This window comes from Paenibacillus lignilyticus, from assembly GCF_017942085.1.
Taxonomy (GTDB): Bacteria; Bacillota; Bacilli; order Paenibacillales; family Paenibacillaceae; genus Paenibacillus_Z; species Paenibacillus_Z lignilyticus.
Window position 1 is genome coordinate 565,356 of the sequence record NZ_JAGKSP010000001.1, and the last position, 15,353, is coordinate 580,708.

Here is a 15,353-nt window from a genome sequence, read left to right on the forward strand (position 1 = left end):
CCGCGCAGGTTCGGGCTGTCTGTTATGGAATCACTTACGCTTACTTCCACTCGCCTTGGACATGGTTAGCTTCTAATTCTTTATTGACTTCGTCAATCATTTCTTTACCGCCTTTGGCCATGTACTCCTCGACCATTTTGTCCCAGTCGCTGAGCGGTCTTTCGCCGAAGATCATCTTCGTCGTTTCATCCGTAATATACGTCTGCAGCTCTCCGCTCTTCTCCATGAGCAGCGGCGAGATGATCCGGCTTGTCGGATTCACGTAAAACTTCATGCTATGCAGCCTGTCGGCTAACGTTTGTTGGAACTTCTGATCCTCGGGCGTCTTGGCGATCTTGGCAAACGTGAACAGATCTTCGTCGTTCATGAACCATCCGCCTTCGGTAATGTAAGCACCCGGAGCGACGTTCGAACGGTTCTCGGCGATTGGCTGTGCTACGCCATCCACCATTTGATAGCCTTTGCCTTCTCCGCCATAGAGCCAGTCGAAGTATTCGTTTTGCGGGTTACGCTCTTCGAACGTGACCGGTTTGTGGAAGTAATCGATCATTTCGAGAATGCGTTTGACTTTCTCCGGCTGATCCTTCAATTTCGCCGAGATCATATACATCCGGTACCAGCTGCCGTTGATGGTGAGTCCTTCTGAACCATCCGGAGCTTTGAACGGCGGAATCGGCTCCACGACTGCATTCGGAGCGTTTTGTTTCAGCACATCGAACAATACGCCGTTATTTCCGCTATTGCCCGGCTGTTCATACCAAATGCCGACTTTCCCCGCATTAAACGCTTTGAAAATATCCTTGTAAGCCGTTACTGCCCAGTCCGCCTGCAGGATGCCTTCTTTTTGCAGATCAGCAAGGAAAGTGACTTTCTCTTTATTACCGTCAGCGATAATGCCCGGGATCAGCTGCCCGCTGCTGTTCTTGTGATACCATACCGCATTGCCGTAATAAGCCCCAAACGATGGATCGTAATAAATACCTTTGGCCAGACCCAGACCGATCGTATCCGCTTTGCCGTTGCCGTCCGGATCGTCTTTGGTGAAGGCGATGGCAACCTTTTTAAGCTCTTCATAATTCGTTGGCATTTTTAGACCCAGCTTATCCAGCCAGTCCTTGCGGATGATCGGCTTCTTGCCGCCTTTCGAGGAGAAGTAGGTTGGGATGCCATACACTTTCCCTCCTACTTTCAAAGAGTCCCACGAATAATCGGGCACGGCCTTGGTCGACTCATACTGCTTCAAGAACTCGTCCAGCGGCAGGAATGCCCCTTGCTTCGCCCATTTCGTATAGTTCGCGTTTACTTCTTCCATCCCGATAACATCAGGAATATCGCCGGATGCCATTTTCACGGCAAGCTTCTCTTCATACGTATCAAAAGGAATGTATTGCGGTTTAAAATCGACATTGAATTTCTCGTTGATTTTATGCACGGCTTCGCTGTTCCCGGTTGGAACCGGATCTTCCCACGTGCCGTCGAACCAATCAATCGTCAACTTCTCGGCATGCGGGTCTGCTGTCGTCGCAGCACCATTGTTTGTCGTACCCGCGTTGGAGGACGTATTCGAATTGGTATCCTCATTCCCGGATGAACATGCTGCAAGAATAGAGCCGGATAGTGCAACTACCAGAACAGATGAAACTAGTTTGTTACGCATACTTTCGACCTCCTCTTTATGTTGGGCACAGCGATGATCCTCACTTACATGAAAGCTAGCCTTTCACGGAACCGAGCATCACCCCTTTCGCAAAATGCTTTTGCAGGAACGGGTAAAGCGCAAGAATCGGAATCGTTGCTATCAGAATCGCCGCCATGCCGATCGTTTCAGCCGGCGGAGAAGCATTCGCGAGTGCGGCTTGCTGCCCGTCCGAGAGAGAATCGAGACGCTGGCTCAAGATGACAATCTGCCGCAATATGACCTGTATGGTCCACTTGCTCGGATCGCTGATATAAATAAGTGCCGTAAAATAAGTGTTCCAGCTCGTCACCGCATAGAAAAGTCCGAATGCGGCGAGCGCGGGTTTGGACAGCGGAAGAATGATGCGCGAGAAAATCTGCAAGTCATTCGCGCCGTCGAGCACCGAGGCTTCCGTAAGATCATTGGGAATGCCAAGAAAGAACTGCCTGAGCACGATCAAATTAAAGGAATTGATGGCCCCCGGAATAATAAGCGCCCAGTAGGTATCCAGCAAATGCGTTTCCTTTACAACCATATAGGACGGAATAATACCCGCTCCGAAGACGAATGTAAACAACACTAGGAAAAGAAAAAATTTCTGCCCCGTAATTTTCCGCGACAGCGAATAGGCCATCATGGAGGTGAGCAATAAACTGAAGAGCGTACCTACCACCGTAACGCAGATGGTGACGATGAGCGCCCGGACAAACACCTTGGAATGGAAGATGTATTCGTAAGCATCCACGACCCATTTTTCAGGAAACAGGATAAACTGCTTGGCAGCGCTCTCCGAAACCGAAGTAAATGAGGTCGCGATCATGTAATAGAACGGAAACAGCATTGCAAGCCCGACCGCGGCAAGCAAGATCACGTTGAGGGCATTTGCTAATTTTTCCGAAATGGAATGCGTTTTAACCACTGCTCCACCGCCTCCTTAGTAGATTCCTTCTTCTCCGAATTTTTTGGATAACTTATTCGCTCCAACGATTAGAACTAACCCGACGAGCGACTTAAACAGCCCTACCGCCGTTGCGAAGCTGAAGTCCGAATTCTCGATCCCTTTGTAATACACGAACGTATCAAGCACATCCCCAATCTCCTTGTTGAGCGGGTTCAGCATGAGGAAGATTTGTTCAAATCCAACATCAAGCACGCTTCCGAGCCTTAGGATGAGCAAAATAATGATTGTACTGCGGATCGAAGGCAGCGTAATATGCCAGATCTGCCTCATTCGACTTGCGCCGTCGACGACGGCCGCTTCATACAGATGCGGGTTAACCCCGGCTAATGCCGCGAGAAAAATAATCGTCCCCCAGCCGGACTCTTTCCAAATCACCTCTAGCACGATGATTGGCATGAACCAATGAGCCGACGTCAGAAACGGAATCGGTTCGATTCCGAAAACCATTTGAATGAGTTGATTAATAATCCCCTCGGATTTCAGGAATGTCGTTACAATCCCGATTACAACGACCCAGGATAAGAAATGAGGCAAATAGACAAGCGATTGAATGACTCGCTTATATCGTTCGTTGCGCACCTCATTAAGCATGATCGCAAGCACGATCGACACCGGAAAGGCGAAGGCAATTTGCAGGAACGAGAGATAGAGCGTGTTCCAAATGACTCGGATGACTTCACTATCTTCGAAGATTTTCTTGAAATGCTTCAGTCCGACCCAATCGCTGTGCATGAAGCCTTGAAATGGACTGAAATCCTGGAAAGCGATAATGTTTCCCAGCATCGGAATATACCGATAAATGATAAAGTATAAAAGTCCCGGGAGGAGAAGCAGGAACAGGTAGCGCTCATTCCACAGCTTGTCCACGAAGGAACGTTTTCTTTCCCTGTGAGCCATAACTGTTGCCGGTGCGTTTGCACCTGGATTTGTGTAGTTATTCAATGATGATCCCCCTCTGATTATTTGTAGCGGATGAATCTTGATTTTTCATTCCTAGCGCTATACTATAAGAGTCACGCCTTGAAGAACATCGGAAATATGACCGATTTCCCGCGAATTTCAAGGTTTCCGTAAAATTGCACAGTTTTCGAAAATAAGATCAGACCAGGGCAAAAGGGGTTTATACATGAGGCAGATTTTGCAATGGAAGATTAGTACCCGTTCGATCTTATCCAAGATGGTACTCAGCTTTATGGCCATTATTTTGTTATTTGTTTCCTTTAATTTGATCTCCCTCACCTTGTTCAGAAAAAGCATTCACGGCGAGATTATTACGTATAACGATGCGAATCTGTCCCATACAACGAGCGGATTCGAACAGTACTTCGCGCTGCTGGATAACGTTATCGTGGGCATGTACTTAAATGATCATCTCAATGACTTGCAGAAATCGAAGCCTTATTATATGGCCGCCGGGAACATCATCGACGATTTAGAGCAAATCACGGTGAATCCGAGAATTTACTTGAACAATTTATTTATGTACGACGTGAAGCATCATTACATATTAGACAAGTATCGCGGCAGTTCGCTCGATGTCATGTTCACCGAACACTACGTGAATGGTACCTACACGCCCGCCTTCTGGGAAAAGGAACTGTCCACGGCCGGCTCCGCATCCAAGCTGTATCCGGCCGCTGTATTCAAGAGTCCGCCGCCGACCTATCAAGATTCTCAGCCCGGCATCGTCATCCCTTATTTGTTCCGAAGCCAGCTGTATCCCGATTTCAAGTTCCTTGCATTCATTGATGCCGATCAGCTGTATCGCAATTACCATCAATCGATTAACAACACGTTCTATATTCTCAGTCCGCAAGGGGACACGATCTATACCTCCGATCCGGCATTTCACGAAGCTTTACCGGAATTGAAGCCCGGGAGAAACTGGGTGAAGCAGAACGGCTACTATTTCTTCTATCAGAAAGGCACAACATCCGAGCTTACTTATGTGAATATCATTCCGGACAGCAGCGTATCGAGCAAAATCGTAAAGCTCACGGTTACCCTGATCGTGCTGCTCGTTGTCACCTCTGTAGTCAGCTTGGTCTTGTCCGTCATCTTCAGCAGACGATTCAACAATCCGGTTCGTAAAATCGTGGAGTCGATTCGGAATTTAAATGAGAATAAGGAGATCGTTCGCGGTGCAGCTAATGACTTTGAGCTGATCCATGCCAACATCGGCCACATGATCAAAGTGAATCAGGAAGCACAGCGCAGTCTCGAAAGCAGGAAAAACCATCTGCGCCATTATTCGCTCATGAATGTATTGAAACGCATCCGCATTGAATATGAGGACTCGGATCCGGCAGCCGAGCAGGACTACAGGCCGTTTCGTTTTGTTCTCTTCCAAATGAATTTCAAACAGCGATTCTGGGATGAGATGCCCGAAGAAGAAGAACGGACAATTGCTTTTATCCGCGAATATATGATTCAGGCGATCGGGCGGGAGATGGAAGGCGCGCAAACCTTCCAAATCGAGACCAACCAGATCTTATCCGTCATCTACTTGAACGATGAGGATGACAACCGCCTCTCCGCTGTCCTATCGGACATCAAGACGGTGCTGGAGACGGATAACGCCTATAGTTTCTGTACCATCGCCGTGAGCTCGTATTACCCTCATTCTTCTCAAATGACAAGTGCTTACGCGGAAGTGCTGAAGCTTGTGAAGCTGAGGCCTTTCGATGATACGACATACGTGTCTCAGGCCGGCGAAGCGAACGAGAAGCCGATGCTGACGACTTCCATTCTGGAACAGGAACTGAATGTGAGCCTGCAGGAAGGGAATGATCTGCTTGCCATGCAGTCGCTGCGCCGAATGCTGGCGAAGATGAAGAAACGGAACATCCCCGCAATCAAGTTCCATCGTTTCGCGGAGGAGACAACCGACAAGGTCATGCGCGTGCTTCATAGCATGCAAATCGATACGGATGCATTGTCCTGCATGCTGCCTTCCATTGAGAAGCAGCATACCATCGAAGAATTGGACTGTTATCTGGAGAAGCTGGTGAGCGAGGCCGGACGGCTTGTTCGATTGAAGAAAGAAGAACGCGATCCGATCATCAGCTTTACCGTCAGCTATACGGAGGCCCATTATGGGGAAGAGCTGTCCCTGGACCTCATCGCCGGCAAATTGAATATTAGCAGCGGTTATCTCTCCACCTATTTCAAAGAGAAAATGGGGACGAATTTCGTGGACTTCGTGAACGAGGTTCGCGTGAAGAAAGCGAAGGACTTATTGCTGCTGTCGGAGATGAAAATACAAGAGATCGCGACCTCAGTCGGCTATACGACGCTCAGCTCCTTCAACCGTTCCTTCAAGAAGATTTCCGGCGTTACGCCAACGGAGTTTAGACGCAATGCTGCTGTTGGCGAGCGGTAAAGCATGCTGCCGGATAAATTGAAAAGCGGTCTTCCATCGTCATGAGTTGACGATGGAAAACCGCTTTTCTGTTCTAGTGAAGCATGCCGCCAGCTAGTTCCAAGCTACTTGCTGAAACGTATTCGTATCCGCGGACTCGTTGGCTTTCAGGCAAAGCAGCGCGCTCAGAAGTCCATCGTCGAGCGAGGTCGATGAACGCTCTTCTCCGTTCACGATCCGGAAGAAGTTGCGCAGCAGCATGCCGTCTCCCCCGCCATGCCCATCCATCGCATTCAAGTCGAATTGATGGGTTTCCACTCGCGCCTCATGATGCATGAAGACCTTCAGTTCGCCTGTGTACCAGTCGAATTCCAGCGTTCCTTTATAACCTAACAGTCGCGCTCCGCGTCTCTGTGCGCCTCTTCTTGCGAAGAAGTTCTGCGAGTAGGTTACGTGCATGCCTGATTCGTAACGAATCAAGGCGCTGCCGGAATCTTCGTTGCCGGTATCCGTCGCAAAGCTGCAATAGCTCCCTCGATCACGATTCACCGGCTTGAGCGTGCTTTCCTCGCAGGAATGCTTCTCGTCGCAATCGCGGCACATCAGGCCGTCAGGCTTATCCCCTTTGAATATTTGTTTCGATTTCATGGCCGATATGGCGGTCGGATTCGCGCCCAGCAAATAGTTGATATAATCGAAATCATGTGTCGCCTTCTGCAGAAACAATCCTCCGGTTATGCTCTCGTCGCGGTACCAGCTATGATAGTAGACACCGCCGTAAGGTACATTGTTCACAGCCTGCACATGCTCTACGGTTCCGATTTTACCCGAATCTATGATTTCCTTGGCAAGCTTTACAAGCGGAGTATTGCGCAGCGGGAATGAAACCACTACCTGCGAGTCCGAAGCCTCGTAGCCTGCTTTCAATCGATATAAATCTTCATAGGTCGTGGCAACCGGTTTCTCCAGGAATAACGGCAGACTGCGTTTCAATACTTTAAGTGCCATCTCCGTATGCAAATTACATCGGGTTCCGATTACGACCCCATCCAGTCCGGCGTTATCCAGCATATCATCCGCGTCCGCGTACCATTCGATGTCGTTTGCTGCCTCGCCCATACGAGCGGCCAGCTCCTGCTCACGGGGATCCGCAATGGCGACGATTCGGCAGCCCGTTTCCTGTTCATCCAATTGGCCAAACAAGCCGCTGACTCTGAGTCCATACCCGATGATTCCAATTCGCTTTGCCATGTCGCAAATCCCCCATATTAATCAATTGTCTTAGTTATAGTTGTTTATTGTCGCTAACTAATTCGAATGATACTATAGGTTCCATAAGATGTATTTACTCTATATCGCTATAAAGTTGTCTATTATCGACTTTTATCCGGATTAAGGGGCATGGACGCAATGGCACTATCTTCCTCTGACAGCAGCAAGCAAGGTAACATGACTTGGATACCCAGCATTCACTGGGCCCAGTTCCAGGACTCTGCCTATTATCAAGGCAATGAGCGGCGTCTGTATGACTTCGAAGTGATGTACGTCATTTCCGGGGAAATGATCGTCCATTTCATCGATGAACCCGAGTCGATTCGTTACTTCCCCGGCGACCTCTTGTTTCTAAGCGCCCGGGAAAGACATCGCATTGAAATTCCAACTGCAGGCGGTGCCCAATTGCTCGGTGTCCATTTCGACTTCTATGATGAGTTCGAGCTGACGTCTGAGATCCATATGGTCGTAGATGAATCGCGTGTCCAAGAAGCGTTGTTCTGTCAGCAGCCGCTGGATCCAGGCGGGGAGCGGCTTTTCACCCGCAAATATTCATCGCTTTCCGTTGCTATCGTGAAAAGCATGGAATTGATCTGCGAAGAATTCACAATGGCAAGGGCCGGTTATGAGCTGGTCTGCCGAGGAGCCATGCTGCAGATGCTCGCGTCGATTCTAAGATTGCAGAGCGCTCCGCGACGAACCGCCTCCGCGACTTATTTGACGGCTCTTCGGGAGCTGGTCGACGAGCTCAGCGGCAGCTTGCATTTGACTTGGCCGAACACGGTGATGGCGGAGCGTTTGAACGTCAGCGAGGATCATTTTATCCGGCTGTTTAAAGAACAGTTCGGCGTAACCCCCAATCAATATGTTCAGCATCTCCGCCATCAAGAGGCCAAGCGGTGCCTGAGAGAAACGGATATGAAAATCGAGGCGATCGGCATGCGCATCGGCTACGACAGCCTGCACCATTTCAGCCATGTATTTAAACGTTGGCAAGGGGTTTCGCCGCGGGAGTACCGGAAGCTGTGCAGCATTTTATAGGAGGGTGCTCCCTTCCGCAGGGATTAGCTCATTCGTACGACCCCTTTGATGCCAATTCGATCGAATCGAACGGAAGCCACTTGTTCAGGAGTAAATTCATCTGTGATCAGGCTGCTCAACGTACCCGGATAGCAGCGCTCTACTTGCCCAATCCGATCGATCGCACGGATGAAATCCGGTTTGGAGGCATTAACCGAACCTACCATGCATTGATTGCCGATGACGAAATGCTGGTTAATCTGATCCATCGGCACCTCGATGTGGCGGTTCGTCGAAGAAATACCGAGCAACCCGATAATTCCGTTTCGGTTAAGCAAGTGAGCCGCTTCAACAAGCAGAGGGGTGAATCCGGTGCACTCCAGCACGATATCAAAATTCAGTTTTCGTTTGCTGCCATAGTGCCTTGCAAGTCCATGCTCGGCGGCACCAACCGAAGAGTCGTTATACGCGCTCTGGAATTGAGAGCCGATCTTGGACAACACGTTCGCTTGCAGACTGTCCACTGCATGCAGTGACCACACATGCGTTTCAATGCCCATGGTCCGGAGCGACAAGGCGGACAGCAAGCCCATCGGACCGGAACCCAGCACCAATGCCCGCTTAGGCTTCCAAACGAATCTTTGCTGGAAATGGGCGATTGTCGACCATAGTTTCTCGAATATGCTTTGCGGCTCTACCCATACGCCCAAATGGCTCATCCCATCCGGAACTTTTACGACATAGTCGGCATCCTCAACCACGTATTCGCACATGAATCCGTGAGAACCCTTGATGCCCCTTTCGATGTAGTTTCCGCTCTGGCAATAGTCAGATCGGTCTGCGCGGCAATTCTGACAATCCGGTTCCGGGCATGGCCTCCTTACCAACACGGTGACAGCGTCTCCAACGTTAAATCCGGAAGCGGCTCCGGCTTGTTCCACTACACCGATCAGCTCGTGGCCAATGATCAGGTCTTCCTCTCCCTCCGGCGGCACGCCGTAACGATGCATGATGATCTCTTTGTCGGTACCATCGAGTCCGACGCTAATCACTTTGATTAATACTTCGTGATCGGCCTTCAATTCCGGGCGAGGTTTTTCCGATAACGTGACTGCCGCTGATTCAGAATTGGCATTTTTCAATACAATCGCTTTCATCACTTCAGAATAGCTTAAATACCGCTTAATTTGATTTTTAATGAAATGAACGGATTCCTCCAGCTCTTCCAGCCCGTTCACGCCATCTTCGATGGAGATCCAGCCGGCGAACTTCTCTTCTTGAAGAATCCTGAAGATCATGCCGTAATCATTCATGCCCTTGCCAATGACGCCATGCTCGAGTGCATGGGAGTAGCCTTGGTCCATAAACTCCCGAATGTCATCCATCGAATAGCCTTCTTTTAAATAGCGGTCGCTGGCATGCATCGTTATCACTCTGGATCTGACCTGCTCTAACAATCGAATGGGCTCATAGCCGGCAACGATGGCATTGGAAGGATCATAATTCACTCCGAACCAAGGCGATTCGATCTGACTAATGATCTCTAAATAAATATCGCATGGCAAAGCGAATTCAGGCGCTGTCCAGTAACCGTCCTTATAGTGGTTCTCCATCACCAGGACAACCTTCTTCTCGGCGGCATACTCGAGCAGCTCTTGAATGCATTCCACGGTCCAGCGAATGCCGTCTTCCCTGGAAACTTCAATCCGCCTTTGTCCGGACAGCACTCTGCAGCTTCTGAAATCTTCCGGACCGAGTATCGCCATGACATCGATCATCGTCTTGATATGCTGAATTTCTTCTCTTCTTAACGCAGGATCCGGTTGCGTGAAATCCGGTGACGAGCACATCATCGGGATGGCTAAACGCACTTTGTCGCACGCCTCTCGAACAGCTAGAAGGTAGGACGGCTCCGTGCTTTCCAGAAAACGCGGATACATCTCCAGCCCATCTGCACCGAGCGTTCCGGCTATCTCGATCCATTCCCATAAACTCATCGTGCCATCCGACAACTCATTCATAAATCCTTTCGGAAAAAGCGCTACTCGGGCTGTCGTTGTCATCGCCTCACCCCTCCATCCGATTCGCTTTGACGCGGGACACGAATTGCTGCAAGATCCCTTTCAACTGCTCACGGTCTTGGCTTGGTTTGAACTCTTGCTTATCGATGACGAGGGGAGCGCCGATTACGACCAGCGGGGCGCCATTCTTCGGCATGTCGGCGGCTTGGTCGATCGTAAGTCCGCCAACCGCCTGTACAGGTACCTTCACCGCTTCGACTACGGCAGCCAGATGATCGTACGGCGTACGTTCCTTATCTTCGCCGCGCTCATCGAAACCGGTATGGACGATAATGAAGTCGACCCCATTTTCTTCCAACATTGTCGCGCATGCCACAGGATCCGGAGAAGCCATAATATCGCCCATTACCTGGATACCGTAATCGCGGGCTGCCTTAACAACGGCACGAATCGTCGCCGGATGAGCCACGCCCATGACGACTACGTGAGTAGCTCCGGCTTTTGCCATCATTTCGGCTTCAAGATAGCCGCCATCCATCGTTTTCAGATCGGCCACGATCGGGTGATCCGGGAAAGCTTGGCGTATTGCCGCAACTGCATGAAGACCCTCCCCAAGCAACAGCGGCGTCCCTGCTTCAATCCAATCCACGCCTGCTTCTACGGCAATCTCGGCCATTGCCAATGCTTCCTTGATGGTAGTCAAATCCAGTGAAATTTGTACGATCGGCTCCATGATAGTCGTATCCTCCCCTTCTATCGTGTAACTGCCTATAAATGGGAACGCTGCTCTTTCCGTATGAATTCCCCTTGTTTGTTATTTCAACGCGCGGCCGGACACGTACACATACCTCTCAAATCGCGCCATTACATGACTCTTCTGAGTAGGGAAATTCTCGTGCAAATAGTCGATGAAATGTCCCGGATGCTCCGTGTTCCCCTCGAACATGTCGTAATGCGCCGGAATAACGGTATCGATCCCGGCCGCGACCGCAAACTCGGCAGCCTCGCGGAAGTTCATGTTGCCGACGATATTACGCGCGAGCCGGAACGGATCGCGTCCGTTAATCGGCAGAAGCGCGCAGTCGACGTTTTCTGCTTTCACGGTATCAACGAGTCCGGGATAAACCGTCGTATCGCCCGCATGATAAAACGTCACCCCGTTTAAGTTCAGCACATAGCCGACGAACCGGTGATCAAGCGCGGAATCGTACTCCAATTCTTCATGAGCCGCCGGAATCGGTTTGTAGCGAAAACCTTTGAGCTCCCGCCATTCGCCTGTTATCGCATGAATACGCCGCTCCGGTGACACGCCGAATTCAGCGAGTGCATCGAGGCAGTATCCCGGCGCCACATATACCGTATCGCTGCGGTTCTTCGCCATCCCGGGTATCGTATCCGGATCCAAATGATCGATATGATCGTGTGTTATAAGCACGCAGTCGGCGTTCGCCGCCTCCTCCGGGCGAAGGGGCGGCTGAAACCGCCGATATGGAGAATCAGCCAAATACGGATCGATATAAACGATCTTATCGCCCCCTTTGACAATGACACTGACCTGCCCAAGAAACCAAATGGCGAGCATGCCGTATGGAACACGGGTTTCGTCAATCTCCCGAATTAGCGCCTCACCTGTACGTACGTTAGGGATATTCATGTTTCTTCTCCTCCGTTATTCAAGATCCGTACTCCTTCATCTTCTACACTGGATACAAGTAAACCTTCTCACTTGAAAAAGCCAGGACTCCGTCGTAAGGAGCCCTGGCTAATTAATTTCGCAGAATGGCAGATGACCATCCCCTTATTCGGCTGAACGCGTCAGCGTCTTCTCCAGCATGCCTCGGACCAGTCTCTCCAGCGCATCTTTATGAATGAATGGCGCTATAGCGGAGAGAATATCGGCACCCAGGAATCCGGACTCCACATGCAACAGCAGCTTCTCCATACTCCCCTTCGATAGGAACGGGGCGAGTCCAACAATTCGGCCGGCATCGATGCCACCGTCGGCAATGCGATCAACTAATCGGTCCAGCGTATCCCGGCTAATAAAAGGCGCCAACGCTTGAACGATATCCCAATCGACCGTGCCTTCCTCGGCTTGCCGGACAAGCCGGTCGATTTGTTCGGTGTCCAGGAAAGGTGCGAGTCCTACGAGCTGCCGCATGTCGAACGTTCCGACAATGGCCTTATCCACCAAACGGGCTAATGAGCCTTTGCTTATAAAAGGTGCCAAGCCCTGAATGGCGTCGGCGCTCAGACGACCTTCCTCTACGTAACGGAGCATCTCATCAATCGTGTCGCTCCCCAGAAACGGTGCAAGCTGCAAAATCGCGTGCAAACTCGGATGCGAGCCATCATCATCATCATCGGATGCGTCCGAACCATACTCCTGCTCTTCGTCCTGCTCTTCGTCCTGAGCTTCGGCAGGCTCACTATCTTCTACTTCTTCATCTGATCCTTCTATTTCCTGAGTTTTCTCGATACTGCGAAGCTCTTCACCTGCAGCAGCCTGCGCGGATGCTGTTTCCTGCGCAAGCACAATCCGGCTTTCACCGGCCAGCAGCTCATCAATGGACGTTTCGAGCAACCGGCTGATCGCCGGCAGCATCCCGATATCAGGCAGCGACTCGCCGCGCTCCCACTTTGATACGGCTTGATGACTTATTCCCAAACGCTCGGCGAATTCCGCCTGCGTCATCCCTTTTTCTTTTCTTAGACTGGAGATGAAAGCACCGATCTTACGCATTTCCATTGTAGAACGCCTCCGCTTATTCGATTGTACAGTGCGCACTGCCTGCAATCAGCATAGCACGCTCGGTGGCTCTACTCTATCAATAGTCAGTTGAACGCGTCAATTCAACTGACGGTTGAATCCATCCTATTCGGGGTGATTATGCGATTCCGTCCCAAGTGCAAAGGGTGTCGTAATCCCTTCATAGGCGAGATGCATCGACATGCCAACCTTGGCGTGATCCAGATTGTGACAATGATCCATCCATATCCCTGGATTATCCGCTAGAAACGCAACCTCATATCGCTCGCCCGGGCCGACATACAGCGTATCGGACCACCACGGACTGCCGCTTACCGACTTGCCGTTACGGCTCAATACCAGCATATGATGACCGTGCAAATGCATGGGATGCTCGACCATGCCGCGGTTAACAATGGTTGTTTTGACCAAATCCCCCTGTTTAACCATGTACATCGGCGTATTCGGGAACAGCTTGCCATTGATGGTGTACAAGGCGCCGAAGCTGCCGTTATAGAAACTGAATTGATTATCCAGGACCATCAGAAACTCTCTGTCGAAGCGACTGTCTAAACCAAATGGCAGCACTTCCGGTGTTCCGTAAACGGAAGGATCGAATATCGTAATGCTCTCTGGCAAATCAAGAGGTTCGCCATTGCCCTTCTGGCTAAAGAGAATGCCTTTCTTAGCATCATCGCCGATGTTAATAAAGACCGGCGTCTCCGGCATTACGAAGGTCACGTCATACCGGCCGCATGTCGTTACTTCAAGCCGCGTATTGCTGCTCAAATCCGTTGGTCCGTTTAGTTCCGTACCATCGATCGCCGCTACTTGAAAAGGAACGCCTACAACGGTGAATGCGCGCTGCACCCAGTTCTCGGTATTAATCAGGCGCAGCCGCACCGGCGTGCCCGGATCAGCCTGCACATGTTCGAGGAGCTTCGCATCCGCCCCTTCGCCAAAGGAGAATCCGCTATTCTTTAACGAATAGGTCAAGATCGTCCGATCAATTCCATACTTAGTTGCAGCATCAGCAGGATCCTCCACCACTAATGCACCGAACAACCCTTTCTTCACCGCCTCGGCTGAGTCTTGGTGAGAATGGTACCAGAAGGTACCGGTTTGTTCCGCGATGAATCGATACGTATGCATCTGCCCCGGCATGACCGCATTCTGGGTCGCGCCTGCGACGCCATCCTCCGCATTGGGAACATCCAGGCCATGCCAGTGTAACGTAACGCCTACATCAACGTTGTTATTGATCAATGTAACTTCGATCAGTTCCCCTTGCCGCATCCGCAGCTCCGGTCCGGGAATTTGACCGTTATACGTCCATGCCTCCACCATTTTGCCCGAGCTGCTTCGAACCAGCTTCTTCTCTGCCGTCAGCGTGAATCGGCGATCCGGTTCTCCCTCTTCGGGGCCGGTTAACGTCTCCACGCTGACATCGGCTTTCCCGCCCGTAGTTACAGCATGCTGATGAGCGTTCGCACTTCCACTACCTCCGCCGAAATCGGCTGATCCGGTCATCATGCTCATCGTTTCCGGGAGACGGCTTACATTCCTTTCATACATCCAGCCACCGACGACGATCAGCATCATGATCAGGATTTCGGCAACTCCTTTGGCCACACGCAGCTTACGTCCCAGAGGAACCCAATTCTCATGTTGATGAATGCTCTTGCTGCGATTAAGCACACGGTAAACCATAATCGTGATGAACACCAGCAGTACGAGTAGAACCGCCGCCGCGTCCAACCATCTAATCGGGACAACCGGAACGAAATAGAAAAACAAACTTGCCAATGCGGTGTATTTGATTGCTTTGAACGGAATGATCAGAGAGGAGTCGCCTGCCAGACGATAGGCTGCCGCATCGAGGGGCGTATCTTGATTCTCGGCCGACAACCGCAAGATGCGGACGATTCGTGGAATGCCGTAGACAACGCTTGCCAGCACTGCCATCAGAAGAGGCGGAAGCTGGAGGAGAATGCGATCTTGCGAGAATAGCCAGCCAAATTTTGTGTAGATCTGCTGCGCAATGAAGATTTTACCTGCGAACGCCAGCACAGATAGACTGAACAACACCATAATGGTTCTTGATTTATGTTTCAGCTTCTTGTACGACGAGCTGTAAACAAGTCGGCCTGCTTTGCCTCCGGCCATCCAGCCGAAGACTACCAGTAATACCGTAGCGAGGGCATCCAGCCCATAAAGTAAAGCATACATCGAACAAATCCCCTTTGGCATCTTGAGTTATGCCAACATATTACGGGAATTCGAGGATGGCT

The 15,353-nt window shown here is 50.7% G+C and carries 11 protein-coding genes; 2 read left to right on the forward strand and 9 right to left on the reverse strand.

Going from position 1 to position 15,353, the window contains the following annotated elements; all coding sequences use genetic code 11:
• Positions 1 to 40: 40 nt before the first annotated feature.
• Genes I8J30_RS02455 through I8J30_RS02465 form a run of 3 tightly spaced genes read right to left on the reverse strand, consistent with a single transcriptional unit; the run spans position 41 to position 3,536 of the window.
• Positions 41 to 1,657 (reverse strand): extracellular solute-binding protein, encoded by a 1,617-nt coding sequence (locus I8J30_RS02455; RefSeq protein ID WP_210655079.1) that lies wholly within the window; start codon positions 1,655 to 1,657, stop codon positions 41 to 43.
• Between the two features lie 55 nt (positions 1,658 to 1,712).
• Positions 1,713 to 2,597, reverse strand: a complete 885-nt coding sequence (locus I8J30_RS02460; RefSeq protein ID WP_338044774.1) for a carbohydrate ABC transporter permease — start codon at positions 2,595 to 2,597, stop codon at positions 1,713 to 1,715.
• A gap of 15 nt (positions 2,598 to 2,612) precedes the next feature.
• Positions 2,613 to 3,536, reverse strand: coding sequence for an ABC transporter permease (locus I8J30_RS02465; protein ID WP_210656025.1), 924 nt, complete (start codon positions 3,534 to 3,536; stop codon positions 2,613 to 2,615).
• Between the two features lie 229 nt (positions 3,537 to 3,765).
• Here I8J30_RS02465 and I8J30_RS02470 point away from each other — a divergent pair, with 229 nt between their 5' ends.
• Entirely contained in the window at positions 3,766 to 6,021 is a 2,256-nt protein-coding gene (locus tag I8J30_RS02470; protein WP_210655081.1) for a helix-turn-helix domain-containing protein, read from the forward strand.
• A 93-nt stretch (positions 6,022 to 6,114) separates the two neighbouring features.
• Here I8J30_RS02470 and I8J30_RS02475 read toward each other — a convergent pair whose 3' ends face one another.
• The gene (locus I8J30_RS02475; protein WP_210655083.1) at positions 6,115 to 7,251 is read right to left on the reverse strand and encodes a Gfo/Idh/MocA family protein; all 1,137 of its coding nucleotides are present in this window, start codon (positions 7,249 to 7,251) and stop codon (positions 6,115 to 6,117) included.
• Positions 7,252 to 7,410: 159 nt separating this feature from the next.
• Between I8J30_RS02475 and I8J30_RS02480 the strand changes: the two genes are divergently transcribed.
• On the forward strand, positions 7,411 to 8,313 hold the full coding sequence (locus I8J30_RS02480) for an AraC family transcriptional regulator (RefSeq protein ID WP_210655085.1): 903 nt from the start codon (positions 7,411 to 7,413) through the stop codon (positions 8,311 to 8,313).
• Between the two features lie 23 nt (positions 8,314 to 8,336).
• Here the strand turns inward: I8J30_RS02480 and I8J30_RS02485 are convergent, their stop codons facing one another.
• The 5 genes from I8J30_RS02485 to I8J30_RS02505 all read right to left on the reverse strand — a co-directional run bounded on the left by I8J30_RS02485 (position 8,337) and on the right by I8J30_RS02505 (position 15,291).
• Complete coding sequence (locus I8J30_RS02485; RefSeq protein WP_210655087.1) at positions 8,337 to 10,355, reverse strand: TIM barrel protein; 2,019 nt, start codon at positions 10,353 to 10,355, stop codon at positions 8,337 to 8,339.
• A gap of 4 nt (positions 10,356 to 10,359) precedes the next feature.
• Positions 10,360 to 11,046, reverse strand: a complete 687-nt coding sequence (locus I8J30_RS02490) for an orotidine 5'-phosphate decarboxylase / HUMPS family protein (RefSeq protein WP_210655088.1) — start codon at positions 11,044 to 11,046, stop codon at positions 10,360 to 10,362.
• A gap of 81 nt (positions 11,047 to 11,127) precedes the next feature.
• Positions 11,128 to 11,967, reverse strand: a complete 840-nt coding sequence (locus I8J30_RS02495) for an MBL fold metallo-hydrolase (RefSeq protein WP_210655090.1) — start codon at positions 11,965 to 11,967, stop codon at positions 11,128 to 11,130.
• Positions 11,968 to 12,111: 144 nt separating this feature from the next.
• Positions 12,112 to 13,062 (reverse strand): helix-turn-helix domain-containing protein, encoded by a 951-nt coding sequence (locus tag I8J30_RS02500; RefSeq protein WP_240547741.1) that lies wholly within the window; start codon positions 13,060 to 13,062, stop codon positions 12,112 to 12,114.
• Between the two features lie 126 nt (positions 13,063 to 13,188).
• Positions 13,189 to 15,291 (reverse strand): multicopper oxidase family protein, encoded by a 2,103-nt coding sequence (locus tag I8J30_RS02505; protein ID WP_210655092.1) that lies wholly within the window; start codon positions 15,289 to 15,291, stop codon positions 13,189 to 13,191.
• Between the last annotated feature and the right edge of the window lie 62 nt (positions 15,292 to 15,353).

Bases quoted from the DNA above. Each gene is read 5' to 3' on its own strand.
- I8J30_RS02455 (WP_210655079.1), bottom strand. From the start codon at position 1,657: ATGCGTAACAAACTAGTTTCATCTGTTCTGGTAGTTGCACTATCCGGC.
- I8J30_RS02465 (WP_210656025.1), bottom strand. From the start codon at position 3,536: ATGGCTCACAGGGAAAGAAAACGTTCCTTCGTGGACAAGCTGTGGAAT.
- I8J30_RS02470 (WP_210655081.1), top strand. From the start codon at position 3,766: ATGAGGCAGATTTTGCAATGGAAGATTAGTACCCGTTCGATCTTATCC.
- I8J30_RS02475 (WP_210655083.1), bottom strand. From the start codon at position 7,251: ATGGCAAAGCGAATTGGAATCATCGGGTATGGACTCAGAGTCAGCGGC.
- I8J30_RS02480 (WP_210655085.1), top strand. From the start codon at position 7,411: ATGGCACTATCTTCCTCTGACAGCAGCAAGCAAGGTAACATGACTTGG.
- I8J30_RS02485 (WP_210655087.1), bottom strand. From the start codon at position 10,355: ATGACAACGACAGCCCGAGTAGCGCTTTTTCCGAAAGGATTTATGAAT.
- I8J30_RS02490 (WP_210655088.1), bottom strand. From the start codon at position 11,046: ATGGAGCCGATCGTACAAATTTCACTGGATTTGACTACCATCAAGGAA.
- I8J30_RS02495 (WP_210655090.1), bottom strand. From the start codon at position 11,967: ATGAATATCCCTAACGTACGTACAGGTGAGGCGCTAATTCGGGAGATT.
- I8J30_RS02500 (WP_240547741.1), bottom strand. From the start codon at position 13,062: ATGGAAATGCGTAAGATCGGTGCTTTCATCTCCAGTCTAAGAAAAGAA.
- I8J30_RS02505 (WP_210655092.1), bottom strand. From the start codon at position 15,291: ATGTATGCTTTACTTTATGGGCTGGATGCCCTCGCTACGGTATTACTG.